Annotated in this window: 26 protein-coding genes; 14 read left to right on the plus strand and 12 right to left on the minus strand. The window is 39.8% G+C overall.

The window, feature by feature from the left end; genetic code table 11:
• Window positions 1–12 precede the first annotated feature (12 nt).
• Window positions 13–2,364 carry a ribonuclease R family protein gene (locus NCWK1_RS03055; protein WP_103123674.1) on the minus strand — a complete coding sequence of 784 codons (2,352 nt, stop codon included), beginning with the start codon at window positions 2,362–2,364 and terminating at the stop codon, window positions 13–15.
• Window positions 2,365–3,464: 1,100 nt separating this feature from the next.
• Between NCWK1_RS03055 and NCWK1_RS03060 the strand changes: the two genes are divergently transcribed.
• A complete protein-coding gene (locus tag NCWK1_RS03060; protein WP_103123675.1) occupies window positions 3,465–4,307 on the plus strand; it encodes a hypothetical protein in 843 nt (280 codons plus the stop codon).
• A 52-nt stretch (window positions 4,308–4,359) separates the two neighbouring features.
• Window positions 4,360–5,076, plus strand: a complete 717-nt coding sequence (locus NCWK1_RS29330; protein ID WP_187308052.1) for a hypothetical protein — start codon at window positions 4,360–4,362, stop codon at window positions 5,074–5,076.
• A gap of 65 nt (window positions 5,077–5,141) precedes the next feature.
• On the opposite strand, the gene clpP is transcribed toward NCWK1_RS29330, so the two are convergent.
• Complete coding sequence (clpP, locus tag NCWK1_RS03070) at window positions 5,142–5,747, minus strand: ATP-dependent Clp endopeptidase proteolytic subunit ClpP (RefSeq protein WP_103123676.1); 606 nt, start codon at window positions 5,745–5,747, stop codon at window positions 5,142–5,144.
• 377 nt (window positions 5,748–6,124) lie between these two features.
• Between clpP and NCWK1_RS29335 the strand changes: the two genes are divergently transcribed.
• The 5 genes from NCWK1_RS29335 to NCWK1_RS03090 all read left to right on the plus strand — a co-directional run bounded on the left by NCWK1_RS29335 (window position 6,125) and on the right by NCWK1_RS03090 (window position 11,050).
• Window positions 6,125–6,280, plus strand: a complete 156-nt coding sequence (locus tag NCWK1_RS29335) for a hypothetical protein (protein ID WP_187308035.1) — start codon at window positions 6,125–6,127, stop codon at window positions 6,278–6,280.
• Between the two features lie 205 nt (window positions 6,281–6,485).
• Window positions 6,486–8,543 carry a thioredoxin domain-containing protein gene (locus tag NCWK1_RS03075; RefSeq protein ID WP_103123677.1) on the plus strand — a complete coding sequence of 686 codons (2,058 nt, stop codon included), beginning with the start codon at window positions 6,486–6,488 and terminating at the stop codon, window positions 8,541–8,543.
• A 66-nt stretch (window positions 8,544–8,609) separates the two neighbouring features.
• Entirely contained in the window at window positions 8,610–9,215 is a 606-nt protein-coding gene (locus tag NCWK1_RS03080) for a molybdenum cofactor guanylyltransferase (RefSeq protein ID WP_103123678.1), read from the plus strand.
• Between the two features lie 278 nt (window positions 9,216–9,493).
• Window positions 9,494–10,405 carry an ABC transporter substrate-binding protein gene (locus NCWK1_RS03085; protein WP_103123679.1) on the plus strand — a complete coding sequence of 304 codons (912 nt, stop codon included), beginning with the start codon at window positions 9,494–9,496 and terminating at the stop codon, window positions 10,403–10,405.
• A gap of 6 nt (window positions 10,406–10,411) precedes the next feature.
• Window positions 10,412–11,050 (plus strand): SMI1/KNR4 family protein, encoded by a 639-nt coding sequence (locus NCWK1_RS03090; RefSeq protein WP_096580280.1) that lies wholly within the window; start codon window positions 10,412–10,414, stop codon window positions 11,048–11,050.
• A 116-nt stretch (window positions 11,051–11,166) separates the two neighbouring features.
• Here NCWK1_RS03090 and NCWK1_RS03095 read toward each other — a convergent pair whose 3' ends face one another.
• From NCWK1_RS03095 to NCWK1_RS03110, 4 genes are all read right to left on the minus strand, one after another.
• A complete protein-coding gene (locus tag NCWK1_RS03095; RefSeq protein ID WP_103123680.1) occupies window positions 11,167–12,114 on the minus strand; it encodes an FTR1 family iron permease in 948 nt (315 codons plus the stop codon).
• Between the two features lie 117 nt (window positions 12,115–12,231).
• Complete coding sequence (locus NCWK1_RS03100) at window positions 12,232–12,666, minus strand: ferritin-like domain-containing protein (protein WP_096580276.1); 435 nt, start codon at window positions 12,664–12,666, stop codon at window positions 12,232–12,234.
• Between the two features lie 223 nt (window positions 12,667–12,889).
• A complete protein-coding gene (locus NCWK1_RS03105) occupies window positions 12,890–13,930 on the minus strand; it encodes a ComEA family DNA-binding protein (protein WP_103123681.1) in 1,041 nt (346 codons plus the stop codon).
• Window positions 13,931–14,121: 191 nt separating this feature from the next.
• Entirely contained in the window at window positions 14,122–15,147 is a 1,026-nt protein-coding gene (locus tag NCWK1_RS03110; RefSeq protein ID WP_103123682.1) for a multicopper oxidase domain-containing protein, read from the minus strand.
• Window positions 15,148–15,589: 442 nt separating this feature from the next.
• Between NCWK1_RS03110 and NCWK1_RS03115 the strand changes: the two genes are divergently transcribed.
• Window positions 15,590–16,063 (plus strand): TspO/MBR family protein, encoded by a 474-nt coding sequence (locus NCWK1_RS03115; protein WP_103123683.1) that lies wholly within the window; start codon window positions 15,590–15,592, stop codon window positions 16,061–16,063.
• Between the two features lie 8 nt (window positions 16,064–16,071).
• On the opposite strand, the gene NCWK1_RS03120 is transcribed toward NCWK1_RS03115, so the two are convergent.
• Entirely contained in the window at window positions 16,072–16,779 is a 708-nt protein-coding gene (locus NCWK1_RS03120) for a M15 family metallopeptidase (RefSeq protein WP_103123684.1), read from the minus strand.
• A gap of 84 nt (window positions 16,780–16,863) precedes the next feature.
• Entirely contained in the window at window positions 16,864–18,012 is a 1,149-nt protein-coding gene (locus tag NCWK1_RS03125) for a hypothetical protein (RefSeq protein WP_103123685.1), read from the minus strand.
• 451 nt (window positions 18,013–18,463) lie between these two features.
• Between NCWK1_RS03125 and NCWK1_RS03130 the strand changes: the two genes are divergently transcribed.
• The gene (locus tag NCWK1_RS03130; protein WP_187308036.1) at window positions 18,464–19,084 is read left to right on the plus strand and encodes a CP12 domain-containing protein; all 621 of its coding nucleotides are present in this window, start codon (window positions 18,464–18,466) and stop codon (window positions 19,082–19,084) included.
• Between the two features lie 170 nt (window positions 19,085–19,254).
• On the opposite strand, the gene gatC is transcribed toward NCWK1_RS03130, so the two are convergent.
• From gatC to NCWK1_RS03145, 3 genes are all read right to left on the minus strand, one after another.
• Window positions 19,255–19,548: an Asp-tRNA(Asn)/Glu-tRNA(Gln) amidotransferase subunit GatC gene (gene gatC, locus NCWK1_RS03135; protein WP_103123686.1), complete on the minus strand. Its 294-nt coding sequence runs from the start codon at window positions 19,546–19,548 to the stop codon at window positions 19,255–19,257.
• A 113-nt stretch (window positions 19,549–19,661) separates the two neighbouring features.
• Window positions 19,662–20,183 carry a photosystem I assembly protein Ycf3 gene (locus tag NCWK1_RS03140; RefSeq protein ID WP_096580257.1) on the minus strand — a complete coding sequence of 174 codons (522 nt, stop codon included), beginning with the start codon at window positions 20,181–20,183 and terminating at the stop codon, window positions 19,662–19,664.
• Window positions 20,184–20,298: 115 nt separating this feature from the next.
• The gene (locus NCWK1_RS03145; RefSeq protein ID WP_103123687.1) at window positions 20,299–21,000 is read right to left on the minus strand and encodes an SOS response-associated peptidase; all 702 of its coding nucleotides are present in this window, start codon (window positions 20,998–21,000) and stop codon (window positions 20,299–20,301) included.
• A 213-nt stretch (window positions 21,001–21,213) separates the two neighbouring features.
• On the opposite strand from NCWK1_RS03145, the gene NCWK1_RS03150 reads away from it, so the two are divergent.
• Window positions 21,214–21,852, plus strand: a complete 639-nt coding sequence (locus NCWK1_RS03150; protein ID WP_103123688.1) for a glutathione S-transferase family protein — start codon at window positions 21,214–21,216, stop codon at window positions 21,850–21,852.
• Window positions 21,853–21,918: 66 nt separating this feature from the next.
• Here the strand turns inward: NCWK1_RS03150 and NCWK1_RS03155 are convergent, their stop codons facing one another.
• The gene (locus tag NCWK1_RS03155; protein ID WP_103123689.1) at window positions 21,919–22,344 is read right to left on the minus strand and encodes an acyl-CoA thioesterase; all 426 of its coding nucleotides are present in this window, start codon (window positions 22,342–22,344) and stop codon (window positions 21,919–21,921) included.
• A 128-nt stretch (window positions 22,345–22,472) separates the two neighbouring features.
• Here NCWK1_RS03155 and NCWK1_RS03160 point away from each other — a divergent pair, with 128 nt between their 5' ends.
• The 4 genes from NCWK1_RS03160 (at window position 22,473) to truB (ending at window position 24,668) form a co-directional block, all read left to right on the plus strand.
• The gene (locus NCWK1_RS03160; RefSeq protein ID WP_103123690.1) at window positions 22,473–23,072 is read left to right on the plus strand and encodes an MBL fold metallo-hydrolase; all 600 of its coding nucleotides are present in this window, start codon (window positions 22,473–22,475) and stop codon (window positions 23,070–23,072) included.
• Between the two features lie 25 nt (window positions 23,073–23,097).
• Window positions 23,098–23,310 (plus strand): toxin secretion, membrane fusion protein, encoded by a 213-nt coding sequence (locus NCWK1_RS03165; protein WP_245894812.1) that lies wholly within the window; start codon window positions 23,098–23,100, stop codon window positions 23,308–23,310.
• Window positions 23,264–23,701, plus strand: a complete 438-nt coding sequence (locus NCWK1_RS03170; RefSeq protein ID WP_103123691.1) for a DUF6036 family nucleotidyltransferase — start codon at window positions 23,264–23,266, stop codon at window positions 23,699–23,701. Before NCWK1_RS03165 ends, NCWK1_RS03170 begins: the two co-directional genes overlap by 47 nt.
• 88 nt (window positions 23,702–23,789) lie before the next feature.
• The gene (truB, locus tag NCWK1_RS03175; RefSeq protein WP_103123692.1) at window positions 23,790–24,668 is read left to right on the plus strand and encodes a tRNA pseudouridine(55) synthase TruB; all 879 of its coding nucleotides are present in this window, start codon (window positions 23,790–23,792) and stop codon (window positions 24,666–24,668) included.
• The last annotated feature ends 26 nt before the right edge of the window (window positions 24,669–24,694 follow it).

Below are 24,694 nucleotides of genomic sequence, written 5' to 3' on the forward strand. Positions count from 1 at the left end.
TCTTAACAAAACTTATTCATCATCAGTGTATGGTTCTAAATCGTTAGGTTCAAGTTCACGAGACAAATAAATATCGTCTCTGTCATCGTTAATACCAGAGTTACCTAACCCTTTAGGTAGTCCATCGCTACCAACGGTGACTAAATCGATTTGTTGACGGTAGTAATCAACACTTTTCACTTGGACGGCGACGCGATCGCCTAATCTATAAGAAGCACGATTTTTCCGACCAAACAAAGCTTGTTGTCTGGCGCGATATTCATACCAGTCATCTTTGAGGGAACTGACATGAACTAAACCTTCCACCCGTAGGGGGGCGCTGGGATGTTTTTGTTTGGGTGTATCTGTGGTTGGGACTTCAATTTCCACAAAGAAACCATAGGATTGCACACCAGTAATTACACCTTGGAAGACTTGGCCGATGCGCTGTTTCATCAGTTGGGCTTTTTGCAACCCGGCTAAGTCAGCTTCGGCTTCTTGGACTTCTTTTTCGCGGTCGTTGAGTTGAATAATTACCCTGGTTAAATCGCTTTGCAGTTCTTGTTGCAATTCTGGGGGTAAGACGTTCCAGTTAACTTCGAGGTGGGAAGAGGAGTGACGCAGGTTAATGCGGTCTTTGACACGGGTATTGCGGCGATCGCGTCCGTGTTCTAACAGTCTGTAGTACACTCGTTGCAATAGCAAATCGGGATAACGGCGCAAGGGGGAAGTACAGTGAGTATATTGTGCTAGTGCCAAACCAAAATGATTGCTTTTGGTGGTGGTATATCCCGCTGGTTTGAGGGTATCTTGCAACAGATAAGTTAACACTTGTTCTGAGGGAGATTCTGCAAATGCTCTTGTTAATAACTGGTAATCTAAGGGTTGAATATCCGTTTCGGGATCTAATGTGAGTTCTACACCTAAATTGATGGCCAGTTTCAGCATTTCTTGGACATCTTCGGGATCAGGTGCGCCTTGAACTCGCCAAATCGCTGGAATGCCTAAAGCACTTAAATGTTCTGCCATTAGTTGGTTGACTAATAGCACAAACTCTGTTAGGAGCGATCGCACGGTTAAATCGTTGACGATAACTGCGCCTAACATTCCTTCATCAAAGTAAGGATTTTGATTTGGGGGCAGATTTAACTGCAAACTACCACGCCCTAAGCGCACTTGTTTGACAATTTGGTGTAGGCTTTCTAGGTCTTGGAATAGCTGTACTACTTCCTCAGATTCTTTAGATGGTTGACCACTGAGAACTGCTTCTGCTTTGTCTTTATTAATGGCTGTGTCTACATTAATTACACTCGGCTGAATTTCCCATTCTTGCAGTTCACCCGATGTAGGATCGATAGTAATTAAAAATGAGAGAGTCAGGCGATCGCTGCCTGAAACTAAAGAACAGCGATCGGCAACTGTTTCTGGTAACATAGGCAATACTAAATCGCCCAAATACACAGAACGTCCTCGCTTCAAGGCTTCTCTGTCTAAGATTTCGTCTGGGTGAATAAAGTGGGAAACATCGGTAATGTGAAAGCCCAAGCGCCAGCCTTTGTTGGTTTTTTCCAAACTCAAGGCATTTTCTACCAGCTTGGCATCAGCATTGACACCAGTAATTGCTAAGGTAAATAAACCGCGTAAATCTAATCTATTTTTCAGGTCAGCTTTGAGTATTCTTTTAGGTAACTTAGCCGCTGCTTCTTGAACTGGTTCTGAAAAATTGCGGGATAAATCGTGTTTACAAGTAACTAAATCAATATCGGCTGCGGCTTCGGCATCGCTACCTAAAATTTGTACTACCCTACCGATGGGTGGATATTGGGCTAACGGATAACGCAGAACTTCCACATGGGCGAGATGGTCGATAGCTTCAGCAAAAGTCATGCCATTGGTTTGCAACTTGAGCTCAAACAACAGCCGATCATCTAAAGGTACTGCCCGAAAACCGCTTTCTACTTGTTTAATCCGCGCTAGTAAAGTGTGATTAGAACGTTCTAAAATTAACTTGACTTCTCCTTCGGGAGAACGGCGACGACTACCTTCTTTGAGAACTCTGACTAAAACGCGATCGCCATTCCAAGCATTACTTAAGTGACTTTCGCGGATGTAGATATCTTCTGCACCTTCTACATCTTGTATTGCAAAGCAAAAGCCTTTACTAGAACAACGGAGTTTGGCTTCAATCATCCCTTCCTCAAACACGCGGCGATATTTGCCCCGTTCTTTGACCAAAATCCCGATTTTTTCGAGTATTTCTAAGGCAATATGCAGCTTTTGTAAACTATCTTCATCTTCGCAGCCAAGTTTCTTTTCTAAAACTTTCCGAGCTACCAATTTATCATCGGTGAAATTGGCAAGGAGTGTAGCGATTGAAAATTCCATGCAGTGAACCGACCTTTGGTCAAAACATCATGTTGGTTTAATCTGGTTCTGTTCTGTAGACCCTCACGGTCTACAGACACTATCTAACTCGAAACGAATTGCCCTGAGACATGGTTCTGTGAAGTTCCACGCCCTGGAAGTCAACCTACCTTGAGATAAAGCCACTCCCGAAATCTTGGAACTTCTCACTGCACGACCATTTCAGAGTTAGCTGGCGCTTTTTGCCCCTTCACTTAACCAAACTGATAAAGTACGCCTGATAAGGGGGTTTTACCTACTCAGTGATTACGCTAAGGGTTTTTGAGAGGCTGGCTTTAGGATTACTCTCCACACTGCCCAAAAGCGCTAGGTAGGAAAAACCACAGGTGTTTGATTGTCTAGCTTGAAGGTGCTTTTACGCCATCAGACTCTGATTTTTAACTAGGAGAAACTGCCGATAAACCTAACTTTCCCATCTGTAGAATCGGTAACAATTAGGCCAGCAGTCATACAAGCAGTGAGGGCGAACCTTATCTCCATTATTGTAGATTTAGAGCGTACTTCTAAGAAATAATTCTAAATAGAGAATTAGGTAAATAGTATAGCATTGAAGGTGAGATCACTTACTTAATAGGGACAGTAGTCAATAATTTCGCCATAAAAATAGCTACTGCCGCAATTACAACACACAAACACAGCAAAAACATTACCTTGCAGTTTAAGATACCAGAAAAATTGGCACTCAAGCGCTGTGGCAGTTTTAGAAGGCGATCGCATTTATTGGGATGATCAATAAATCTAGCAAAAACTTAAATTTAATTAAATTTTTCTCTACCGACAAAGGAATTTGGGACTTAAAATTAAAATATTTCCATAAATTCACTGTGGACAAACTCGGTTATCTCCCACTCACACTGGCAAATTTCTCAAACTAGGGCGATGGAAACAAAGTTAGTTACGTATGAAGACGGAAAATCAAAGGTTGGCACAAGGGTGTAAAAGTATAGAGGTGTAAGTTTCCCAAACCCTTACACTCCTAAACCCAGTTTCGACAGATCATCTTTATGCGTAAGTCTTGATTATAGATATTTAGCAGACATTAGATTATTGGTGGCAGTATTATGTTGGCTCAATTTCAGAGCTTGTATCCCAACGGCAGTTTAATTTCCGAATTAGTAAAAATTTTTCAAGGCAAATATATTGTTAGAGCTAGTGTGCAAATTGATGGTGTCATCCGCGCTACTGGTTTGGCAGCAGCCGATACAGTAGAAGCAGCAGAAGACCAAGCACGAAATAGGGCGCTAATGGTTTTAGGGGTGACAAGTTCACCACAAACTCAGGCCGAATCATCTCCCAAACCAACAATTCCTGTACAGGCTACTCCTGTCATCAACACAACAGTTGCTATACATGAAGCAACTTATTCACCGCCAAAAAATCAGGATTTGGAATTAGTTTCTAGTAAGACAGAAATATCTCCAGTATCTTCTATTAGTAAAAGTATTGAACCAGATTTATTTGCAACAGAGGCACTCAGCACTAATACTTACACTCCAGAGTTAAGTCCTAGCTTACCTTTAACTACTAGTCGAGAACCAGCATTTATTCCCCCGCCAGATAATTTAGAAATCGAAGTTCCCCATCAGCCAGAAACGCCAACTTTTTCGGGGATAAATGCAAGTAATGTCACACCATTTACACCCCGCAATTATAATTCTTCGGAAACTAACACTACTCCAACAGGAACTAGTAAGAGAAAAAAGAAAGCGGAAGCAGTTGATTTATCTGATGTGATTGCTAAAACCGATGTTGAATTGCAACGTTTAGGCTGGACACCAGAACAGGGAAGGGAACATCTGATTAAAACTTACAATAAGCGAGGGCGTACTTTATTAACAGAAGATGAATTGTACAGTTTTTTACAATATCTACAATCTCAACCTGATCCGATAGCTGGGTTTTGATAAATTAGTTATTTGTCATTAGTCATTAGTCATTTGTAAGGACTAATGACTAATGATGTGGAGTATTAATATTAAGACATTTATGGAACCGGAAAATTTATCTGAGTTAATTGCTAAAACTGACATCGAAATTTACCGTTTAGGTTGGAATGTAGAGTGGGGTCGAGATTATCTGATTAAGACTTATGGTAAGCGATCGCGAGTTTTATTAACCGAAGAAGAGTTACTAGAATTCCTCAGATACTTGGAAGCTCAACCTACGCCACTGGAAGCTCAACCTACGCCACCAATAGAGGAAATTCTGATTACTAAAATCAACACCGAACTTGAACGTTTATGGTGGACAGAAGAGGACGAACACGAATATCTCACCAAAACCTATAATCAGCCAAGTCTTACTGGGCTTACCCAAAAAGAATTAATTAACTTTTTCAGATATTTGAAATCTCAACCTGAAATAGTCAACCCCTATGATATTGACAATGACTATGAAGAGTTTCAATTTGATATTGATGATGAGTATGGAGAAGCCGAAGATTTAGATACATACACAGAAGAATTAGGCAAAGCAGTAAATAAGCCATCGTCTGAAGACATAGCTAAAACTGATGTCCAAATGCAGCGTTTAGGTTTAAATGAACAGTGGTTAAGAGATCATCTCGTTAAAACTTACGGTAAGAGAGGACGCTATTTATTAACTGAAGAAGAATTACTTGATTTTCTCCATTACCTTGAATCGCAACCCACACCTATAGATGAGTCTACATAAAATTAGTAGGGTGAGAATTATAATTCCCACCCTACAACTAATGACTAATGACAAATGACCAATGACTAAACCACAGCCATCGGACGGCTACCAGCAGCGTGACGGTCAATAACTTGGTCAATCAAGCCGTATTCTCTGGCTTCATCGGGTGACATGAAAAAGTCGCGTTCGGTGTCTTCTGCTATGCGCTCAATTGGCTGACCTGTATGGTCAGCGAGAAAGTCGTTGAGTCGCTTCTTGTGATACAAAATTTCCCGCGCTTGAATTTCAATGTCGGTGGCTTGGCCTTGTGCGCCGCCTAAAGGTTGGTGAATCATAATGCGGGAATGGGGTAGACTCATCCGCTTACCTTTAGCACCCGCGCTGAGAAGAAAAGCTCCCATACTTGCCGCTAATCCGGTACAAATGGTACAGACATCTGGGCGGATATGCTTCATAGTGTCAAAAATACCCATACCAGCAGTTACCGAACCGCCTGGGGAATTGATGTACATATAAATGTCTTTTTCTGGGTCTTCTGCATCCAAGAACAGCATTTGGGCAACTATTAAGTTAGCTAAGTTGCTGTCAATCTGTTGACCCAAGAAGATGATCCGCTCACGCAATAGTCGTGAGTAGATATCAAAGGCGCGTTCACCTCGACCCGATTGTTCAATAACGATAGGAATCATGCAGCGTTCTTATAGCTAATTTACATCTATTTTATCGATGACAACCCGCTAATGGCTGTCATCACCTACAAGAGAGCTAATTTTCTCTGATATTTGGCAGATGTAAATTATAACCCAGGCACTTTCTATAAGAAAAAGCGTCTTGAGAATATGACTTCCGTTGTACCAGAGAGGATCAACTACAAAATATCTAGCGATCGCTCTGACAATGAAAATGCCATACGATCATCTATAAACTGGCATTTTGTCAAGGTTTATTTACTAATTTTTCAGGCAATTTTCCAGAAAATCCCGGCAAATTAGGAAATGTATGAGTACGGGGTGTATTTAGAAAAACGGATTTTACTTGCAGTGCTATCACTTGAGGGAGACCTGCCATGCTCGAAAAACTTGTGCAAGCCGCCATCATTACTTTCTTGCTCCATCTGATAGCAGGAATTAATTACAATACCAAAATTCAAGCCAGCGTTAAACCACCCACATCAGAAATCTCTACAACAATTATCAGTTTTCTGTGGCGCTCTTTGCCCTAATTAAAAAGGCAAAAGTAAAAAGGTAAAAGGCAAAAGCAAGAATTTTTGCTTGATTTAGCTGTTCGACTCTTCTCACACGCTTTACTAACCTGACTGTTGAAAACCTGTGGTGTAAGTTTTATTTTTTTATGTAAGGAGTAGTTCTACTCTCGCTTTCAGAATGTAGACTGGGCAAAGAAGGCAACTATCCTCACACAACAAGATCATGACTAATCGCCTTGCCCAAGCTAAGAGTCTCTACCTGCGTAAACATGCCGAAAACCCGATTGATTGGTGGCCTTGGTGTGATGAAGCGCTGGCGACTGCAAAGGCAGAAAATAAGCCAATCTTTCTGTCGATTGGTTACTCCAGTTGCCACTGGTGTACTGTGATGGAAGGTGAGGCTTTTTCTAATGCTGCGATCGCAGATTACATGAATACCAATTTTCTGCCTATCAAGGTAGACAGAGAAGAAAGGCCAGACATCGACAGCATTTATATGCAGGCGTTGCAAATGATGAGTGGTCAAGGTGGTTGGCCTTTAAATACCTTTCTCTCTCCTGAAGATTTAGTTCCTTTTTACGCTGGGACTTATTTTCCGGTCGATCCCCGCTACGGTCGTCCTGGCTTTTTACAAGTTTTGCAAGCTCTGCGACGTTACTATGACACCGAAAAAGAGGACTTGCGCCAACGCAAAGCTGTAATTTTAGACTCGCTGCTCACCTCTGCGGTATTGCAAAATAGCGATCCCCAGGAAGTTCAAGAACATGAATTACTGGGCAAAGGTTGGGAAACTAGCACGGGGATCATTACTTCCAATCAATATGGTAATAGTTTTCCGATGATGCCTTACGCAGAATTAGCACTGCGGGGAACTCGGTTTAATTTGCCATCTCGGTATGATGGTAAGCAAACTTGCACTCAGCGAGGACTAGATTTAGCGTTGGGTGGGATTTATGATCATGTGGGTGGAGGCTTTCATCGCTATACAGTTGATCCCACTTGGACAGTGCCTCACTTTGAAAAGATGCTTTATGACAATGGGCAAATTGTCGAGTATCTGGCAAATTTATGGAGTGCGGGTATTCAAGAGCCAGCTTTTGCTAGGGCGATCACGGGAACTGTACAATGGCTACAACGAGAAATGATTGCCCCGGAAGGATATTTTTACGCGGCTCAGGATGCAGATAGTTTCATTAGTGCGGAAGCAGCCGAGCCAGAAGAAGGCGCTTTTTATGTGTGGAGTTACAGCGAACTAGAACAGCTGTTAACACCAGAAGAATTGACGCAATTACAACAAGAATTTACAGTTAGTTCTCAAGGCAACTTTGAAGGGCTGAATGTTCTGCAAAGACGCAATGTAGGACAATTGAGTGCAGAACTAGAAACGGCATTAGCTAAATTATTTACGGCTCGTTATGGTGATGCACCAGAATCATTAAAGACCTTTCCGCCAGCACGCAACAACCAAGAAGCCAAAACCCATAATTGGCCGGGGCGCATTCCCTCAGTGACGGATACAAAAATGATTGTGGCTTGGAATAGCTTGATGATTTCTGGTTTAGCTAGATCATATAGTGTATTCCAAGAACCTTTGTATTTGGAATTAGCAGTACAAGCAGCTAACTTTATTCTGGAGCATCAGTTTGTTGACGGGCGTTTCCACCGACTCAATTATCAAGGTGAAGCAACAGTGTTAGCGCAGTCTGAAGACTACGCCTCTTTTATTAAAGCGTTGCTGGATTTACAAGCTTGTAGCCCAGAGAATAAACAATGGTTAGAAAAAGCGATCGCAATCCAAGAAGAATTCGACGAATTTCTCTGGAGTGTAGAACTAGGAGGATATTTCAACACATCTAGCGATGCGAGTCAAGATTTAATTATCCGCGAACGCAGTTATGCAGATAATGCTACACCTTCAGCTAATGGAGTGGCGATCGCAAATCTTGTCCGATTGTCTCTGCTCACCGATAATCTGCATTATCTTGATTTAGCCGAGCAAGGTTTAAAAGCTTTTAGAAGTATCATGAGTAGCGCTCCCCAAGCTTGTCCTAGTTTATTTACAGCTTTAGATTGGTATCGTAACTCTACCTTAATTCGCAGCAAAATTGAGCAAATTAAATCTCTGATTCCGCAATATTTACCTGTGGCGGCATTCAGTATAGTCTCAAATTTACCAGAGGGAAGTATTGCTTTAGTTTGCCAAGGTTTAAAATGTCTTGCACCCGCGACAAGTATTGAGCAGATGTTTCAGCAAGTGCAACAAAGTCAAAATAGAGGATGAGAGAAAGTATGAAGTATGAAGTATGAAGTCTAAAATTTTATTCTTTAGTATTCTACTTTTTAATAAATGACAAATGACTCAGCACTCAGCACTCAGCACTCAGCACTTCTATCTGCCATTGTGTTGGCTGGCGGTAAAAGTTCGCGTATGGGACAGGATAAAGCTTTGCTGACTGTTGAAGGTGTGCCTTTGTTGCAGCGAGTTTGTCATGTTGCGGCGGCTTGTGCTGATAGTGTTTATATTGTCACTCCCTGGCCAAAACGCTATCAACACTTATATTTACCTCGTTGTCAGTTTATTCAAGAAGCGCCATTAAATCAAGGGGCGTTGGTTGGGCTTGCTCAAGGACTCGCACAGGTGCAAACTGATTGGGTGTTGTTACTTGCTTGCGATTTACCGAAGTTGCAGGTTGAAGTTTTGCAAGGATGGGCGGTGGAATTAGATAATGTGAGCGAAGATGCGATCGCCGCCTTGGCGCATCATACTAAAGGCTGGGAACCTCTGTGTGGTTTCTATCACCGTCGATGTTTACCGCAACTACTAGATTTTATCAACCAAGGCGGGCGATCGTTTCAACAATGGCTTCAGCAACATTCTGTACAAGTTTTAGCTGTGCCTGATACTAATATGCTACTTAACTGTAACACTCCCGAAGATTGGGCTTCACTCTAGTAAAAACAACATTTCAGCCAGCTATTAATTCTGTATTTATCAATTTTTATAACAAGTAAAAATTTTTACTATAAATTTTTTACAAAAACAAACAAATGTTATTTAATTAACAATAGTTTTGCAACAGACTAATGTATATTATGTAAAGCTTTTCTCAATAAACCTTGTATACTTAATGGCGGGTAGCGTAGCTATGAATTCTTGGGGGAATTTTTACTATTGTCTACACTCGCCTTTTTTCTAAGCAATTTTTATAGTTACTATAGGTTTATTGTTATATGTATTATCGTTGGATATTATCAGTATTAGCAATTCTCATAAGCATATTTTTAATGGCTTGTAGTACTGCTACAACTCAACAGCCACAATCACAAACACCTGCTATTACAGCAACATCTAATAATCAACAAATAGCTAAAAGAGTAGTTAGTCTTTCATCACTAGCGACAGACATTATTTATCAACTTGATAAGACCAAGCTAGTTGGTATCGCTGGAAATTCATTATTTAAAAATGACCCTGGTTTTCAGGATATTCCTCGCGTTAGTGAAGGTCAAACTTCTCCTAATTTAGAAAAAATTGTGGCTCTAAAACCAGATTTAGTCATTGGTATCGAGGGTTTTTCTACCCAAGTAATTCAAAGATTGCAAGAATTGAAAATTCCTACTTTACTGACTCAACTTAAAACATGGGATTCCTTAGAAAATCTGACTCAAAAAATTGGTGATTTAATTAGTGCAAACCCCGAAGCTTTATTAACTCGCTACAAAAGTTTTTTACCAGAGAAACAAGACCAAAAGATTTCTACTTTAGTGTTAGTCAGTAATCAACCAATTCTCACACCAAATAAAAGCAGTTGGGCGGGAAACTTGTTAGAAAAATTTCAACTCAAGAATGTCGCCGCAGACTTACAGGGTAAAAGTCCTTTTGGTGGTTATGTCACTTTATCAGCAGAGAAAGTTTTAGAAGTTAATCCAGACACAATAATTGTCATCAACCCTCCCCAAGCAACCTCAAATAAAGAGATTCTGGAATCTTTTAGTAAAGAACCTTTTTGGCAAAAACTCAAAGCAACACAAAATAACAGAGTTTATATTTTTGACTATTATGGATTAATCAATCCCGGCAGTATCAATGCTATTGAAAAGACTTGCCAGCAGCTTAAAAAAGATTTATTTACAGCAAATTAATCTAAAATGAATAATCTTGTTAGTACATACTGGTTAAGCTATCGAGAAAAGATTAACAATAGGTTTCCTGAATATTATAAGTATCTCAACCCACCAGCAAGTGAAGATGAAATTTTACATTTGCAAACGATACTTGGTTATGAAATTCCAGCAGAGATGCAAACTTTATATCGACTCAATAATGGAGAATCTAGAGAAGGGCGGGGCATTTTTTATGGGTTACAATTTCTCTCGCTGTCTGAAGTGGAGCGAAATTGGTTAAGTTGGAAGGAAATTATTGAAGATGGCTTAGAAGATTTAAATGATTTCTGCACATCTTATCCAGAAGGAGTTATCCAAAGCATATATGCACATGAAAAATGGATACCTCTCATGCACGATGGGGGAGGAAATCACATTGGTATTGATTTAGCACCTGATGTTAATGGATGTATTGGGCAAATTATCAACTTTGGCAGAGATGAAGATGAAAAATGTGTGTTGGCTCCTAATTTGGGAGAATTGTTGAAATTGCTAGATACAAAATTGGAGGAAAATATTCAAGTAACCTATGGATTGAACGATGATGGGGTAGAAATGTTTGCACTTGATAACACACATTTATCAGATGCTTTAAAGGCAATTGTTAAAAGTAAATATGTGTAGAAAATATTTTTATAGCAGTTACCAGATTAGTTGGGTAAACCAAGGAAGAATTAACCACAGATAAATAGTAGGGTGGGTATAGTCATACCCACCCTAAAATAGATTTACTTATCAGTTTATTTCTGGAAAAGAGAAACAGTTTTATTAGGTTTTGGAACTTCGCCGCCTAAACTGCGGAAATATAAACCGCCAACAGTTAGCAAAAATATAACGTATCCTACAGCTTGTACAATATAGAGATTTTCTCTATAGCCAAATAAAGATTTAAAAATAATCCCTGGGAATTGATCATCAGGCAAAATATTAGAAGTATTCCACACTATCGGCCCTAATATGCAAGAGTGAACTTTAGTAAAGTGTTCATAGTAAAAACACAGGCTTTCTGTCGCGCGACTGCTGAGGGCTAAGTTAGCGACAGCATCATCAAAATGTTTTAATGCAGAAACAACTAACCCAGCAACAATCAACACCAATAAAACGCCCATAACTTGAAAGAATTGGCGGATGTTGATTTTGACCCCTAATTTAAATAACAATACGCCAATTGTGGCTGCTACTAATAAACCACCAAGAGCGCCAATGGTGGGAATTAAACCTTGCTGAAAGTTAGCCGCAATGAACAACACGGTTTCAAAACCTTCGCGGACTACGGCGATTAAAATTAAACTAAAAACGCCCCAACCAGCATTGCTATTTTGCGTGAGTGCTTCTGTGACAGCGCCTTCTACTTGGGCTTTCATAAATCTGGCTTGTTTCGTCATCCAGATTAGCATCCAACTGAGCATAGCGATCGCCAGCACACTAAAAATACCTTCTAGTCCTGGTTCGACTACAGATGTATATTGCGGATTTATTTTTCCTAGTGCTTGAATGACAATACTAAACAGCACACCTATCAATGCGCTGATAGCAATACCAACGCCGACACCAGCATACACCCAGGAATTAAGTCGAGATTGTTTGGCTTTTTTTAATAAAGCCAACACTATACCCACAACTAAGGCGGCTTCTACTCCTTCTCGGAGTGTAATTACAAAAGTAGGTAAGGCAGTACTAAAATTCATTTTTCTTAGTCCAGAGTCAATAGTCTAAAGTCAATAGTCTAAAGTCAATAGTCTAAAGTCAATAGTTGAAAGTCTATATTTTTGACCATTGACAATTGACCATTGACTTAATGACTATTAGCTAAAATCTCGCAGCATTTTTTTCAATTCGAGATTATGTAGTTCTTCTTGTCCAATCATGCCACGGGCAAATTCTTCTAAATAGACACTAGCATTGCTGACAGTATCTAGGAGAGTTTTGTACAATTCCAATGCTTTCTTTTCATGAGATAAGCTTTCTGCCAAAATGTCTTTGACGGAATGCTTATAAGTTTCTTCCATTGGGGCAATTCTCAGGGTAGGATGGCCATCTAAGCCTGTAAGAATTTCCCCAACTTGTTGGGCATGAAGTAAAGATTCACTGGCTTGTGCTTTAAAAAAACCCACAATAGGAATACGATTAGGGCCTGTCACCATCAAGGAATAATGTGTATAACGTACTACTCCTGCTAACTCAAATTCCATGATGGTATTGAGGAGTTCAATAGTCTTTGTTTGGTCAAGTTCTTGCATCAGTTGTTAAGTTCAGCAATATACAAATTGAGCCTGATGAGTAATAAATTAGGTATGAATCACTTGAAGAGGACTTCAGAAGCGAGAATTCAGAATCAATAAATAGCACATAATTCATACTGAATTCTCTTCTGATAACTTTTTCGTGTTTCACATCTAATTATTTGCTCATAGCTCACTCATTTTAAGCTTTTGACTCTCTACTTTTCTGTTAGTTTAGAGTCTATCGTTGTGCTTGTGTACTTGATTTATCAATAACTTTTTGAGAATTTTGCTCAATGGTTTTGATTAACTGGGTTACTTCAACAGGTGTTTTAACTGGTTTCGCAGGTGGAATGGCGCTAGGCCATACTTTGGTGAGTTCACTAAGACTAGTTTCAATGGCTTTGTGTGCGTCTGGACTATCTTGTGCTACTTGGCTAGAAATACCTTTGTATAAGTCGTTGGCATAAAGGACGAAGCCACGAGAGTCTTGATATTCAATGGCTGCGGCTATTTTACCATCAGCGATCGCTGCTCCATACTCGGAATTCGCTGAATCTAACAATTCATTAATTACTTGTAGTACAAACCCCGGTTTTGTACGTTGCGCTTCTGGTAAAACTGCGATCGCGCCATCTACAGACTGCACAGAAGCAGTAAAATCTGTTTTAACTTTGGCGTTCTTAGGATTAGATTTGACTAAATCTTGCAAACCTACCAAAGTTGTCTTAAATTCTTTCACTTTGCGTTCATTTAATTGTTCTTCTACATCAACGTAGATTTCCTCAACTGGGTGTCCAATATGTGGTTCTGCTTGTTTTGGTAAATTTTTATCTAATAGTTCTTGTGCTACTAAAAGATGGCCTTTCATCAAGCCTAACTTTGTCATGTAATCAACATCTTTGGCTTCACCTGTAAGAACAACTTCTTGAACAGTTACTTGGTCTTTAATTTGGTCAAACTGTTCTTGCGTAATTACTTTTTTGTTAACTAAATCTTCGGGATTTGCATAGGGACGGCTGGCCTGAATTTTGTTCGATAAAGCTGGTACACCTAATTTCGCTTCAAATTTATCTAATTCTGACAATATCGCCGTATTTATATTAATTTTGTCCTTGCTACCATGACCACTGTGATTTGTGGTTTCTGTGACTTGGGCTGTGGATGTTGAGTTAGTATCTGGTGCAGATGGCTTTTCTGCGGTTGGGGTGTTGTTACAAGCACTCAAGCTGACAATTGCAGCAGTTGCAATGGTTAAACAAAAGTATTTAAATTTTTTCATGTTTTTAACAGTTGGTATGACTCAGTGTCGTAGATTTGGCTATGCTCATTTTGCAGGTAATGCGATACTTTTGCAACTACTCATGAAATTTTTGAATTTATTTTAATATTTTTTTCAATATAGTTGAGATACAAGGCTATTAACATTACTGTTCATGCCTCATTTAACGTAGATTTACTGGCTTAATGAAGCTAAGAATTTTTGAGCTGGGTTTGAGAAGACTTATCAGTAATTACTTCAAATTGACCCATACAACCGTTTTCTGCGATCGCATCTTGATGCGGATGGAACATATACTTACCTGGATAGCGGAAAGCAAATTCTAAAATATGCCGTTCTGCTATACCCATTGTGATCACATCAGTTTTCTCCGTGGGAGTCATGGTCATTCCGCTGCGATAAACATCAAAGAAGTTGGCGTGTAAGTGAAAAGTCACAGCCGTATCGTATTCAATGATGTTGAGAACATACAAGCGAACCAATTGATTTTGATATATCGGGATGGGATTATCCATGAAGTAATGCGGTAATCCGTTAAAAGCGTAATATTCGTTGTGGCTGTCGTCATTTACGTCATATCCAGCCATCACTAACACAATCTCATCCGCTGGGGGACGGGGTGTGGGAGGGTCGATAATAAACATTCCATACAACCCTTTAGCAATATGGCGGGTGACAGGTTCAATATGACAGTGATACAGATGAACACCATAAGGTTCTGCATCAAATTCATAGATTGTGGCGCTACCATTGCTGACGGGACGAATCCCATCCATCTCTGCGGGATGAACACCATGAAAATGTAGAGAATGGGAATGTCCTGCGTTATTGAGAAATAGTATCCGTACGTGTTCGCCTTGCTTTGCTCGTAGCGTTGGCCCTGGTATACGACCGTTTAAATCCCAAACGTTATAAGAAACAGCACTGTTGAGTTGAATGACAGAAGTCCCCGCCGTTAGTTGGAATTCTCTGACAGTCCGGCCATTTTCCTGTTTAACTACACCGTAATCAAAATTTCGTAGCATCTGCATAGGTTTAACAGCTTGGTTTGTTGCTGCTATTTCCAATGGCGGAACTTTGACTATCGATTTACTGTGTGCATTCAGAGTATGCCAAAGTGCAGCTGTACCTGCAAATCCAGCACCCCATATTCCTAGTTTCAGTAGTTGACGACGACTGAAGAGTTGCTCTTTACCCAGAACGAAGTTGTTGGGCATCACCTTAAAAATCAAAAATTAGCACAAAAAAAGTTGCAAATATTTTGCAACTATCATTTTAGATAATATAATAAGTAAGAATTATTGTCAATAATTTCTAAAAAATCTATCGCATCTATTGCTGCTAGGAAATATAACAAGCGATCGCTTGTTTATCGAACCACAGAGAACAAGAGTGATATTTCATGCGATCGTTTGTTTTTCACAATAACAGAAATTACTTAGCTTGATTATTTTAAGTATCATATCGTACCTAATAAAGAACTTCATCCCTTTATTCAGCAACACCAATCAATTTAATTTACTGGGTTACAAATCAAATATTAAGTAGTGAATACAAAATGTCAGGTAAGTATCAAACCTGCGGTTGATTTCACCCATTGTTTATATTGTCAAACTGGCAGTGTACAACTTGACCAAAGATCAATAAAAGGGTGAAGGTATGATTTCATCTGGTGTAATTATTGGGACAATAACTTTTCTCATTGCCTTTGGTAGTTTTTTCATTACCCCCCGTGATGTAAAGTGGTTTGCCCATTTAAGCCGCCCACAATGGCTAGTTTTTGAACCGCTGATTCCCTTTATTTGGACTGCAATTTTTATTTGCGGTGCAATTTCTGCTAACATTGTTTGGCAACAAAACCCTGGAAGCTTTGTTACTTGGTTGCTGATGGGTTTATACCTGTTTGTAGAAATCATCACCATTGCTTACATCCCCCTCATGTTGAGATTACGCAGCCTCAAGGTTGGTGAAACTCTTGGGTTGGTTGGGATGATTTCAGCAATAGTTTTGGCTTTAGCGGTTTTGCCAATTTCGCTACTAGCAACTGTATTATTAATTCCTTATCTGGTTTGGAGTCCAATTGGTACACTTACCACAGATGAATTAAAACAACTTAATCCTGAAGATGCGTAATTAAACATCTAGAAAATTCGACCATAACGAGCTGTAAAATTATTAGCTGGATTCGCTTGATTATTTAGCCAAGCCCACATCTGATCACCGAAACAAAAATGCCACCACTCTCTAGGATTACGTTGAAAGCCAGCTTTTAACATGACATCATTTAATAGCTGACGGTGGGCATGATATTGTTTGGCATCTGGATGGTGATGATTGGCATAATAATCGGGATGCGATCGCTCTGACAATTCATCTATAGGCGAACCCATATTTACTACTTGGCCTGCATCATCAACTAAAGTCACATCTACCGCAGCCCCTGTACTATGAGGTGGTGGCGTTTTTTCATCCATACTAGGTACAGCCCAAATTTGGTACACAACTTCCCAAATTTCTTGGCGTTTGTCTGGTGATAATTCTGCTTCTATCAGCCCCCTCTCTGTTAATGCTGTCGCAAAGCTGTAATCGACCATAAACTGCTGCACATTCACCGGGCGATAGCCGTCAAAAATTTGAATCCGCCAATGAGGACGCAGTAACTCTAAGTAATTTTGGGCTTGAATTAAATTTTCCACAACACTTTGGCGGAGATAATAAGGCGAATATGCCCCATAAATAGCGCCCAGTTTTGCATAAGGATGGGGCAACTCTACCGCAAACAGTTGCAAAGGAATTTCTACCAGAGGTTCACCGCATTCAACAATAGAGATATGGTGATAAGGTCTCATACCAATTTTGGATTTTAGATTTAAGATTTTGGTTGACTTTCCAGAATCTTAAATCATACTATCTATTCCAAATTAGTCAGGACATTAATAACCATAAGGATTTCCCTGTACTCCACCTGTAGTCTGTCCTGGAACTGAAGTATTTGATGGTAGTTGAATGCCTCTAAAATAGCGATTGTTTTGATAACTTGCTGGCGCAGCAGGTGTCACAACGTAAGCAGAGGGATTGGGCGCAGAGTAAGATGTAGTGTTAGTTGGCACAGATGAACTAACAGGTTGTGTCGTATTTATTGATGGTAATTGATTGGTCAACGGCTGGACAGTATTTACACCGTTATAATAATTTGTTGGTTGGCTGGGTACACTGGGCTGGGTGTAACCGCTACTACTATTGAAACTGGTATTATTAGGCAGGTAATTCTGACTACTAGTAGGTAAACCTTGAGGAACCGAGTTAGAGGTAGTTTTACCAAAATTATTGTTGTAATTTGTAGTCGTGCTATTGATGTTAGATAAATTTTGGGGAACTCCGGTATATGAAGTTTGGCCAAAAGTATTGTTAGGGGTGGAAGTCGCACTATTGATGTTAGATGGTGATACTTGAGTAGCCGAGGGTGCAAGTATCGTGGGTGAAGAGTTAATTGAATTGTATGGATTATTTGGAGCCTGATTTATGCCAACTTGTGTAGCATAAGGGTTTGCGGCTGAACCTGGTGGTTGAGATGACGAATTTAGCAACTGGTTGCTATTTTGTGCGCCGAACTGCAACAGATTTTCGGTTTGGGCGACAAAAGGATTTTTACCGTCAGATACAGATGTACCATCACTGAATCCTAAACTAGGATTTAATTTAGTCTCCTTAGCAGATTTTTGTTTATTAATTACATCTTGTAAGAAATCCTTACCCTTTTTCGATTTAGAGTTATCTGTAGGGGAACTCACGATTGCAGGGTTAGTTGCTTTTTCAGCATCATTATACAGAACTGGTAAGTTATCAATATCTGCTGCGATCGCTTTATCTTCTGCTGACAGTGAAGAGTTATCAGCTTTCTGGGTTGTGGCTTCGCTGTTGTGTTTGCCGGTAAAAGCATTTGGGTTAGACCAATATTCTCTAATTACTAGCCCTAACACGGATAAAAAAATTGCTGTTACCCAAAAAGCCGGCTTGCTAAAATTCCATAACCTGGCTTTGAGATAACGTAGATAGGCGGGTGGATAATGACGATTTGACATAGCTGAGTCTCAGATTTTACTGGCAAATGTTATACCTGGGTGCAAACTTACAGCAAATACAAATTGGGTGGTGCTGTGATCATCCTAGCCTGATCACGGATAAATAATGAATAATGAAGTATAAAATTTCATACTTTATCCTACGCACTTCATACTTCTACAAAATGATTCTGCCTATATTTTAAGCTTCGGTCACTTTCGATAACATCATGAACTGAAATCTGCACTAATTTATTGTTATGGCTGGGTAATTTTCCAAAAGAAGGGGTTAGGGAGTAGGGAGTAGAAAGTCGAAAGTAGGGAGTAGTGAATAGATGACAAGGGAATGAGTAATAACTATAAAACCACCGCAAGAATCGTCATTTCTTCTACTCCTACACCCTTACACCCTAATACCCCTACACCTGTCAGCCTCCCTTGACCCCCCGCTATTTACCAGGAGACTACAGCAATGATGAAAGCTGAAGATATCATGACCAAGGATGTGATTACCATTCGCGGGTCAGCAACTGTCGCTGAAGCAGTTCGCCTGATGAAAGACAAAAACTTGCGTGCTTTGGTTGTGGATCGTCGCTATGACAATGATGCCTATGGTATGGTCAGCGAAACAGATATTGTTTATAAGGTAATAGCTTACGGTAAAGACCCCAAGCTCGTGCGGGTTTATGAAATTATGAGTAAACCCTGCATTGTTGTCAATCCTGAATTAAGTGTGGAATATGTAGCGCGGTTATTTGCCAACACTGGTATTCGCAGAGCGCCAGTCATTCAAAGTAAATTGTTAGGCATTATCTCGATTACCGATATTTTAACTAAGAGTAATTTTGTAGAAGCCCCAACAACACTGAGGCTAGAGGAAAAAATTCAAAAAGCGGTTGAAGCAGCCCGCGCTATTTGTACTGAGTATGGCGCTTATTCTAAAGCCTGTGCGGCTGCTTGGGATGAAGTAGAAGAACTACAAGCAGAAGCCGCCCATCAAAAAGCGGAAGGTATGGTTTCGGCTAAAGGTTCTTTTGAAGAATACTGTCGGGAAAATCCCAATGCGCCAGAATGCCGAAATTATAAACCTTAGAAGTAAAAAGTGAGCCACTGCGATGGACGGGTTTCCCGGCATAAAGCAAGTGGTGTTAGCGCAGCGTTAGCGACGCAGGAGCGTCACCCAAAGGGTAAAAAGTAAAAAGGCAAAATTATATTTTCTTTTTACTTTTACCTTTTACCTTTTACCTTTTAACTTTAAATTTCCTACTCTTCACTGTTGAGGATTTTCGGAACTTTGAAATATTCGCGTTCTTCATCAGGCGCACTGTTGAGGATAGCGTCTCGGTCAGGATAAGGTTTTAACTCATCCTCTCGCGTCACGTTGCTGACATCAATTGCTCGTGTAGTTGGTAGCACATCACTAACATCTAGCTCACCCAGCTGTTCCACATAATTCAAAATACTTCCTAGCTGAGTGGTAAACTGCTCTTCTTCTGCTGGTGTCAAGTCTAACCGAGCCAGAAGAGCTACTTTATGAACTTGTTCACGGTCAATCATGGTTTAGTCAAAAGTCTAAAGTCAAAAGTCAAAAGTCAAAAGTCAAAAGTCAAAAGTCAAAAGTTTTTGCTGATCACATGATTAACAATTGACTATTGACCATTGACAATTGACTAAAAGAATACGTCAATTTGCATCCGCCCAGTGGTTTTCAGCCAGTTTTGAGCTTCAATGTAGTTATTGGGAGCCATACGAATAGCTCGAATCCAATAATCTGCGGCTTGGTCAAATAGGGCTTCACCACCGTCATGATCCCCAGCTTCTTTAGCTTTTTCGCCTTGATAATGATAAATTACGGCGATGTTATTCAAAGCTTGGGGTATGCGTGGGTTGATTTCAATTGCTTTGTGATAAAGCTCTAAAGCTTTATCATGATCGCCGTTACTAGCGTAAATTAGCCCCATGTTATAGAAAATATAACTGCGATCGTTGGAGTCTTCTTCTAGTGTTAGGGCTTCTTCATAATATTCTAAAGCTTCGGCATATTCCCCTTCAGCTTGTGCCGACATACCATCTCGGTAATAAACAAATGCTTCTTTAGCTTTTCTGTTAGTTGGCAGAATCTTGAGAATGATATCCGCCATTACGGTAAAAGATTTGTCAATAAAGTTATCGTTTTTCTGTGTTCTTGGCATAACTGCCTCTATGGTTGTACAGCTACTAACTCAAAAGATGCTTTTGGGAATTGATTAACCCCAGACAAATACTTCTGATATTAATTCTGGCTTGGGTGCCATCAGCACTCAATAGTTAATTTAACTGATTTGGGGGGGTATTCTCTTCACCAAGGGGGATAATACATTCTGGACTATTGTGCTGGGGCTTATTGACCAAATTGCTTACTGGGTAAGCTGTCATTGCTTCAGCAGGATAGGGATCTAGTAGTGGCTGAAGTTTTTCTGGTGTTTGTACTTGCGTATCTAGCCACAAATCGTAATCTTCTGGAGCCAAAATGACTGGCATCCTGTCATGGATGGGTGTTAGCAATTCGTTAGCTGTTGTTGTCACAATGGTGCAAGAGGCAATTTCTTCTCCTTCAGGTGAGTGCCACATCTCCCATAATCCCGCAAAAGCAAAGGGTTGGCTATCTTGCAGGCGAAAATAATAGGGCTGTTTTTTCCCTTGTTGCTTTTGCCACTCATAAAAGCCATCAGCTATTACCAAACAACGTCGGCGCTTAAAAGCTGCGCGAAAAGCTGGTTTTTCTGCCACTGTTTCGGCTCTGGCGTTAATTAGCTTTACTCCCATTTTTGCATCTTTTGCCCAGCCCGGAATCAAACCCCAACGTAACTGTTGAAATTCATCTTGTTTACTGGTGGGGTTATGTAGCACTGTTGGCACCATTTGTGTAGGTGCAATGTTATATTGAGCCGCTAAATCTGGAATTTGTTGGAGATGGAAAGCCTTGCTGAGAGCATCGGATGACTGATTTAAAGTAAATCTTCCACACATATTTTTAATTTACCCCTGGGAATTAAATTAAACATTGAAAGCTTGATAAATACTAGAAGTAATCAATAATTTGTTTTTTATTTTTTCAGATAAATCTAGTTTTCATGAAGATGTTTAAAAGGGGAATAATTATCCTGTTCAAGTCGAAACATTTTGTAAGATATTGTATTTTAGAGCCTCATTTCTCCTAATACTCTTCATCATTTTTTTGGCATGGAAACGCTACGTTTGTACGATTTTTTACCCTCTGGTAATGGTTATAAGATACGTCTTTTATTATCACAAATGGGTATTCCCTATGAAAGAATCGAGGTGAATATCTTAAAGGGAGAAAGTCGGACACCTGAATTCTTAAGTAAAAATCCTAATGGCAAGATACCCGTTTTGGAAGTTGAACCAGGGAAATACTTAACAGAATCAAATGCCATATTGGCTTATCTCAGTGAATACACAGAATTTCTACCTTACGATCGCTTTTTAAAAGCACAGGTTTTTCAATGGTTATTTTTTGAACAATATAGTCATGAACCGTATATTGCCACATCCAGATTTTGGATTTCCATTTTAGGCAAAGCTGAAGAATATCAGGCTGCTTTAGCACAAAAGCAAGAACCGGGTTATGCAGCATTAAGTGTGATGGAAAACCATCTGCAATCTCATCTGTATTTTGTTGGCGATCGCTATACCATTGCTGATATTGCTTTATTCGCTTATACCCATGTAGCCGATGAAGGTGGTTTTGATTTATCCAGATTTCCAGCTATTCAAAGATGGATCGGACGCGTTAAAGCTCAACCTGGATATATCAGCATTACACATGAGCCAATGCCTCTAGAAGCTGAGTTTTGCTAAATAAATGTTTATTTTAGAGATTATTTATTAAGTAAATCTTGAAAATGGACAATCCTAAATTCAGAATTATTCAGTTGCACTCAAGTTTTGAGTTGGCAGAAACTTGTCGGAAAGCCTGTTAGGTATTGGTCGCGGACGCATAGTTTTGGCATCTACCCACACCCATAATGCTTCAGCCGTGACTAATAAATCATCTTCGTTATGTTTACGAATTTCGTAGCGTCGAAAAGCACGGGTACCACGCATTTCTTTTAACCAGGTGGTAACTTCCAGAGTATCACCAGCTACGGCTGGCCGGAGATAGTCAATTTCTACCCGTCGCATCACAAATACACCACCCAACTCTCGGTAAACCTCTAAAGTTGCACCGAGATGTTCTGAGTGTTCAATAGCCGCCTGTTCTAAATAGTTTTGGTAGACAGCATTATTCACATGTCCCAAAGCATCCATTTCATAGTGCCGGACGCGGAGTAAAGTCTTGAATGATTGCATGAAAATAATTGGATGTAAGTGGGGTTAAAAGAAAATGCCAATTTGGATTATAGGGAAAATTACTGATACATTATTGATGCAACTCTCTTAATTTACGATTTTATTGAAGGTATAGAACCAGAATCGTTATGAAATCTCTACACCGTCCCGATTTATATGGCTGGTCTACTTTCAATCCTGCAAGAAATATTGATTTCAATGGGATTGCCTGGATTCGTCCAGATGGCAATATATTGATTGACCCAGTAGCTCTATCAAACCACGACTGGAATCACCTGGAATCGCTCGGTGGTGTGGACTGGATTATACTGACAAACTCTGAACATATCCGGGCTGCAAAAGAAATTGCGGTGCAAACTTATGCTAAAGTGGCAGGCCCAGCAGCAGAAAAAGAGTATTTCCCCATAACATGCGATCGCTGGTTGTCTGATGGTGATGAGTTTGTCCCTGGGTTAAAGACGATGGAACTCCAAGGTTCCAAAACTCCCGGCGAACTAGCACTGTTGCTCGAAGATACTACCTTAATTACAGGGGATTTAATCCGAGCGCATAAAGCGGGGACTTTAACTATTTTGGCAAAAGAAAAATTACTTGATCCACAAGCGGCGATCGCTTCTGTACACAGGCTGGCACAATTGAGTAATGTGGAAACAGTCTTAGTGGGAGATGGCTGGTCGGTGTTTCGAGATGGACACCTGCGTTTAAAAGAATTAGCGGCAACATTATGATATGTCTGTTGGGACAAATAAGCTTATGAAAGATATCTCAGTAAAACATCGCCAAATGGCAATAATTTGTCATAAAGTTAAACTTAAGCAGCAAAAAAGCGATTTTGCTTATTGGCAAACTCAATCTTATCAATCCCGACTTGAAGCCTTAGAGCAAATTCGCCAAGAATATCATAGTTGGAAAGATAATAGTGCTGAATCAAGACTTCAAAGAGTTTATACAATTGCTCAACGATAATAATGTTCGTTATTTGATTGTTGGTGGTTATGCAGTAGCGATACATGGTCATCCTCGCTATACCAAAGATATTGACATTTGGATAGAAATGAGCGTAGAAAATGCTAATAACATAATTCAAGCTTTAAAACAATTTGGGTTTAGTTCTTTAGGATTAAAACCAGAAGATTTCCTGACTCCCGACCAAATTATTCAGCTTGGATATCCTCCTAATAGAATTGATTTATTAACAAGTATTGATGGGGTGAATTTTGAAAATTGTTATCCTTTAAGATTAGAATTTAGAATTGATAATATTGTTGTTAATTTTATTGATTTAGATAATCTAAAAAAAAATAAAGCAGCATCAGGAAGACTGCAAGATTTAGCTGATTTAGAAAATTTGAATTAAAAATGTAGGTTATGTTGTCACATCGGGTAATTAAACGTCAATAATTCTGTTAAAAGCAACGCATCACAAAGTCTTAAAAAATATTACTGTGCAAGGTTTTCTTAACTTAAACAAACCATTTGACTGGACTTCTCACGACTGTGTAGCGCGGGTACGCAAACTTCTGCGCCTCAAACGGGTAGGACACGCGGGAACTTTAGATCCCGCTGCAACTGGGGTATTACCAATTGCGCTGGGTAAAGCCACAAGATTATTGCAGTATCTCCCAGGAGACAAAGCTTACAAAGCGACTATTCGTTTTGGTGTGCGTACCACAACTGATGATTTGCAAGGTGAAATTATCACTTCACAACCTTGTACTAATTTGAGTTTGGCTGAAATAGAAACTGCACTCACACAATTTATTGGGAAGATTGAACAGATACCGCCAATTTATAGTGCAATTCAAGTTGAAGGAAAACGTTTGTATGATTTGGCGCGTCAAGGTGAAACTGTCGAAGTTCCAGCACGCACCGTTGAAGTTTTTCAGATAAATATTTTAGATTGGAGAGAAGGAGATTTTCCTGAATTAGATGTAGAGATCGCCTGTGGTAGTGGTACATATATTAGAGCGATCGCTCGTGATTTAGGCGCAGTCTTTAACACTGGTGGAACTCTCGCCGCTTTAACTCGTACCCAAAGCAGTGGTTTTGATTTAACTAATAGTCTCTCTCTAACTGATTTAGAAGCACAGTTGCAAGCTGGGACATTTCAACCAATTCTTCCTGATGTCGCCTTACAACATTTACCCACTGTGAGTTTACCTCTAGAACTCGCCCGCAAATGGTGTCAAGGGCAGAAAGTTGCGATTAATTCTCATATTTCTGAGCTTGTGCGTGTCTATGAAGCCGAAAACAGATTTTTAGGAATTGGACAATCACAAGATGAAATATTAATTCCTCAAATGGTTTTTGAACCAATTTCTTGAATGTAGACTAGTATTCCACTTTCCAT

Origin of the sequence: Nostoc cycadae WK-1, from assembly GCF_002897135.1 — a bacterium.
Lineage (GTDB): Bacteria > Cyanobacteriota > Cyanobacteriia > Cyanobacteriales > Nostocaceae > Nostoc_B.

Coding starts and splice junctions, on each gene's coding strand:
- NCWK1_RS03055 (WP_103123674.1), bottom strand. CDS start 2,364: ATGGAATTTTCAATCGCTACACTCCTTGCCAATTTCACCGATGATAAA.
- NCWK1_RS03060 (WP_103123675.1), top strand. CDS start 3,465: ATGTTGGCTCAATTTCAGAGCTTGTATCCCAACGGCAGTTTAATTTCC.
- NCWK1_RS29330 (WP_187308052.1), top strand. CDS start 4,360: ATGATGTGGAGTATTAATATTAAGACATTTATGGAACCGGAAAATTTA.
- clpP (WP_103123676.1), bottom strand. CDS start 5,747: ATGATTCCTATCGTTATTGAACAATCGGGTCGAGGTGAACGCGCCTTT.
- NCWK1_RS29335 (WP_187308035.1), top strand. CDS start 6,125: ATGCTCGAAAAACTTGTGCAAGCCGCCATCATTACTTTCTTGCTCCAT.
- NCWK1_RS03075 (WP_103123677.1), top strand. CDS start 6,486: ATGACTAATCGCCTTGCCCAAGCTAAGAGTCTCTACCTGCGTAAACAT.
- NCWK1_RS03080 (WP_103123678.1), top strand. CDS start 8,610: ATGACAAATGACTCAGCACTCAGCACTCAGCACTCAGCACTTCTATCT.
- NCWK1_RS03085 (WP_103123679.1), top strand. CDS start 9,494: ATGTATTATCGTTGGATATTATCAGTATTAGCAATTCTCATAAGCATA.
- NCWK1_RS03090 (WP_096580280.1), top strand. CDS start 10,412: ATGAATAATCTTGTTAGTACATACTGGTTAAGCTATCGAGAAAAGATT.
- NCWK1_RS03095 (WP_103123680.1), bottom strand. CDS start 12,114: ATGAATTTTAGTACTGCCTTACCTACTTTTGTAATTACACTCCGAGAA.
- NCWK1_RS03100 (WP_096580276.1), bottom strand. CDS start 12,666: ATGCAAGAACTTGACCAAACAAAGACTATTGAACTCCTCAATACCATC.
- NCWK1_RS03105 (WP_103123681.1), bottom strand. CDS start 13,930: ATGAAAAAATTTAAATACTTTTGTTTAACCATTGCAACTGCTGCAATT.
- NCWK1_RS03110 (WP_103123682.1), bottom strand. CDS start 15,147: ATGCCCAACAACTTCGTTCTGGGTAAAGAGCAACTCTTCAGTCGTCGT.
- NCWK1_RS03115 (WP_103123683.1), top strand. CDS start 15,590: ATGATTTCATCTGGTGTAATTATTGGGACAATAACTTTTCTCATTGCC.
- NCWK1_RS03120 (WP_103123684.1), bottom strand. CDS start 16,779: ATGAGACCTTATCACCATATCTCTATTGTTGAATGCGGTGAACCTCTG.
- NCWK1_RS03125 (WP_103123685.1), bottom strand. CDS start 18,012: ATGTCAAATCGTCATTATCCACCCGCCTATCTACGTTATCTCAAAGCC.
- NCWK1_RS03130 (WP_187308036.1), top strand. CDS start 18,464: ATGATGAAAGCTGAAGATATCATGACCAAGGATGTGATTACCATTCGC.
- gatC (WP_103123686.1), bottom strand. CDS start 19,548: ATGATTGACCGTGAACAAGTTCATAAAGTAGCTCTTCTGGCTCGGTTA.
- NCWK1_RS03140 (WP_096580257.1), bottom strand. CDS start 20,183: ATGCCAAGAACACAGAAAAACGATAACTTTATTGACAAATCTTTTACC.
- NCWK1_RS03145 (WP_103123687.1), bottom strand. CDS start 21,000: ATGTGTGGAAGATTTACTTTAAATCAGTCATCCGATGCTCTCAGCAAG.
- NCWK1_RS03150 (WP_103123688.1), top strand. CDS start 21,214: ATGGAAACGCTACGTTTGTACGATTTTTTACCCTCTGGTAATGGTTAT.
- NCWK1_RS03155 (WP_103123689.1), bottom strand. CDS start 22,344: ATGCAATCATTCAAGACTTTACTCCGCGTCCGGCACTATGAAATGGAT.
- NCWK1_RS03160 (WP_103123690.1), top strand. CDS start 22,473: ATGAAATCTCTACACCGTCCCGATTTATATGGCTGGTCTACTTTCAAT.
- NCWK1_RS03165 (WP_245894812.1), top strand. CDS start 23,098: ATGAAAGATATCTCAGTAAAACATCGCCAAATGGCAATAATTTGTCAT.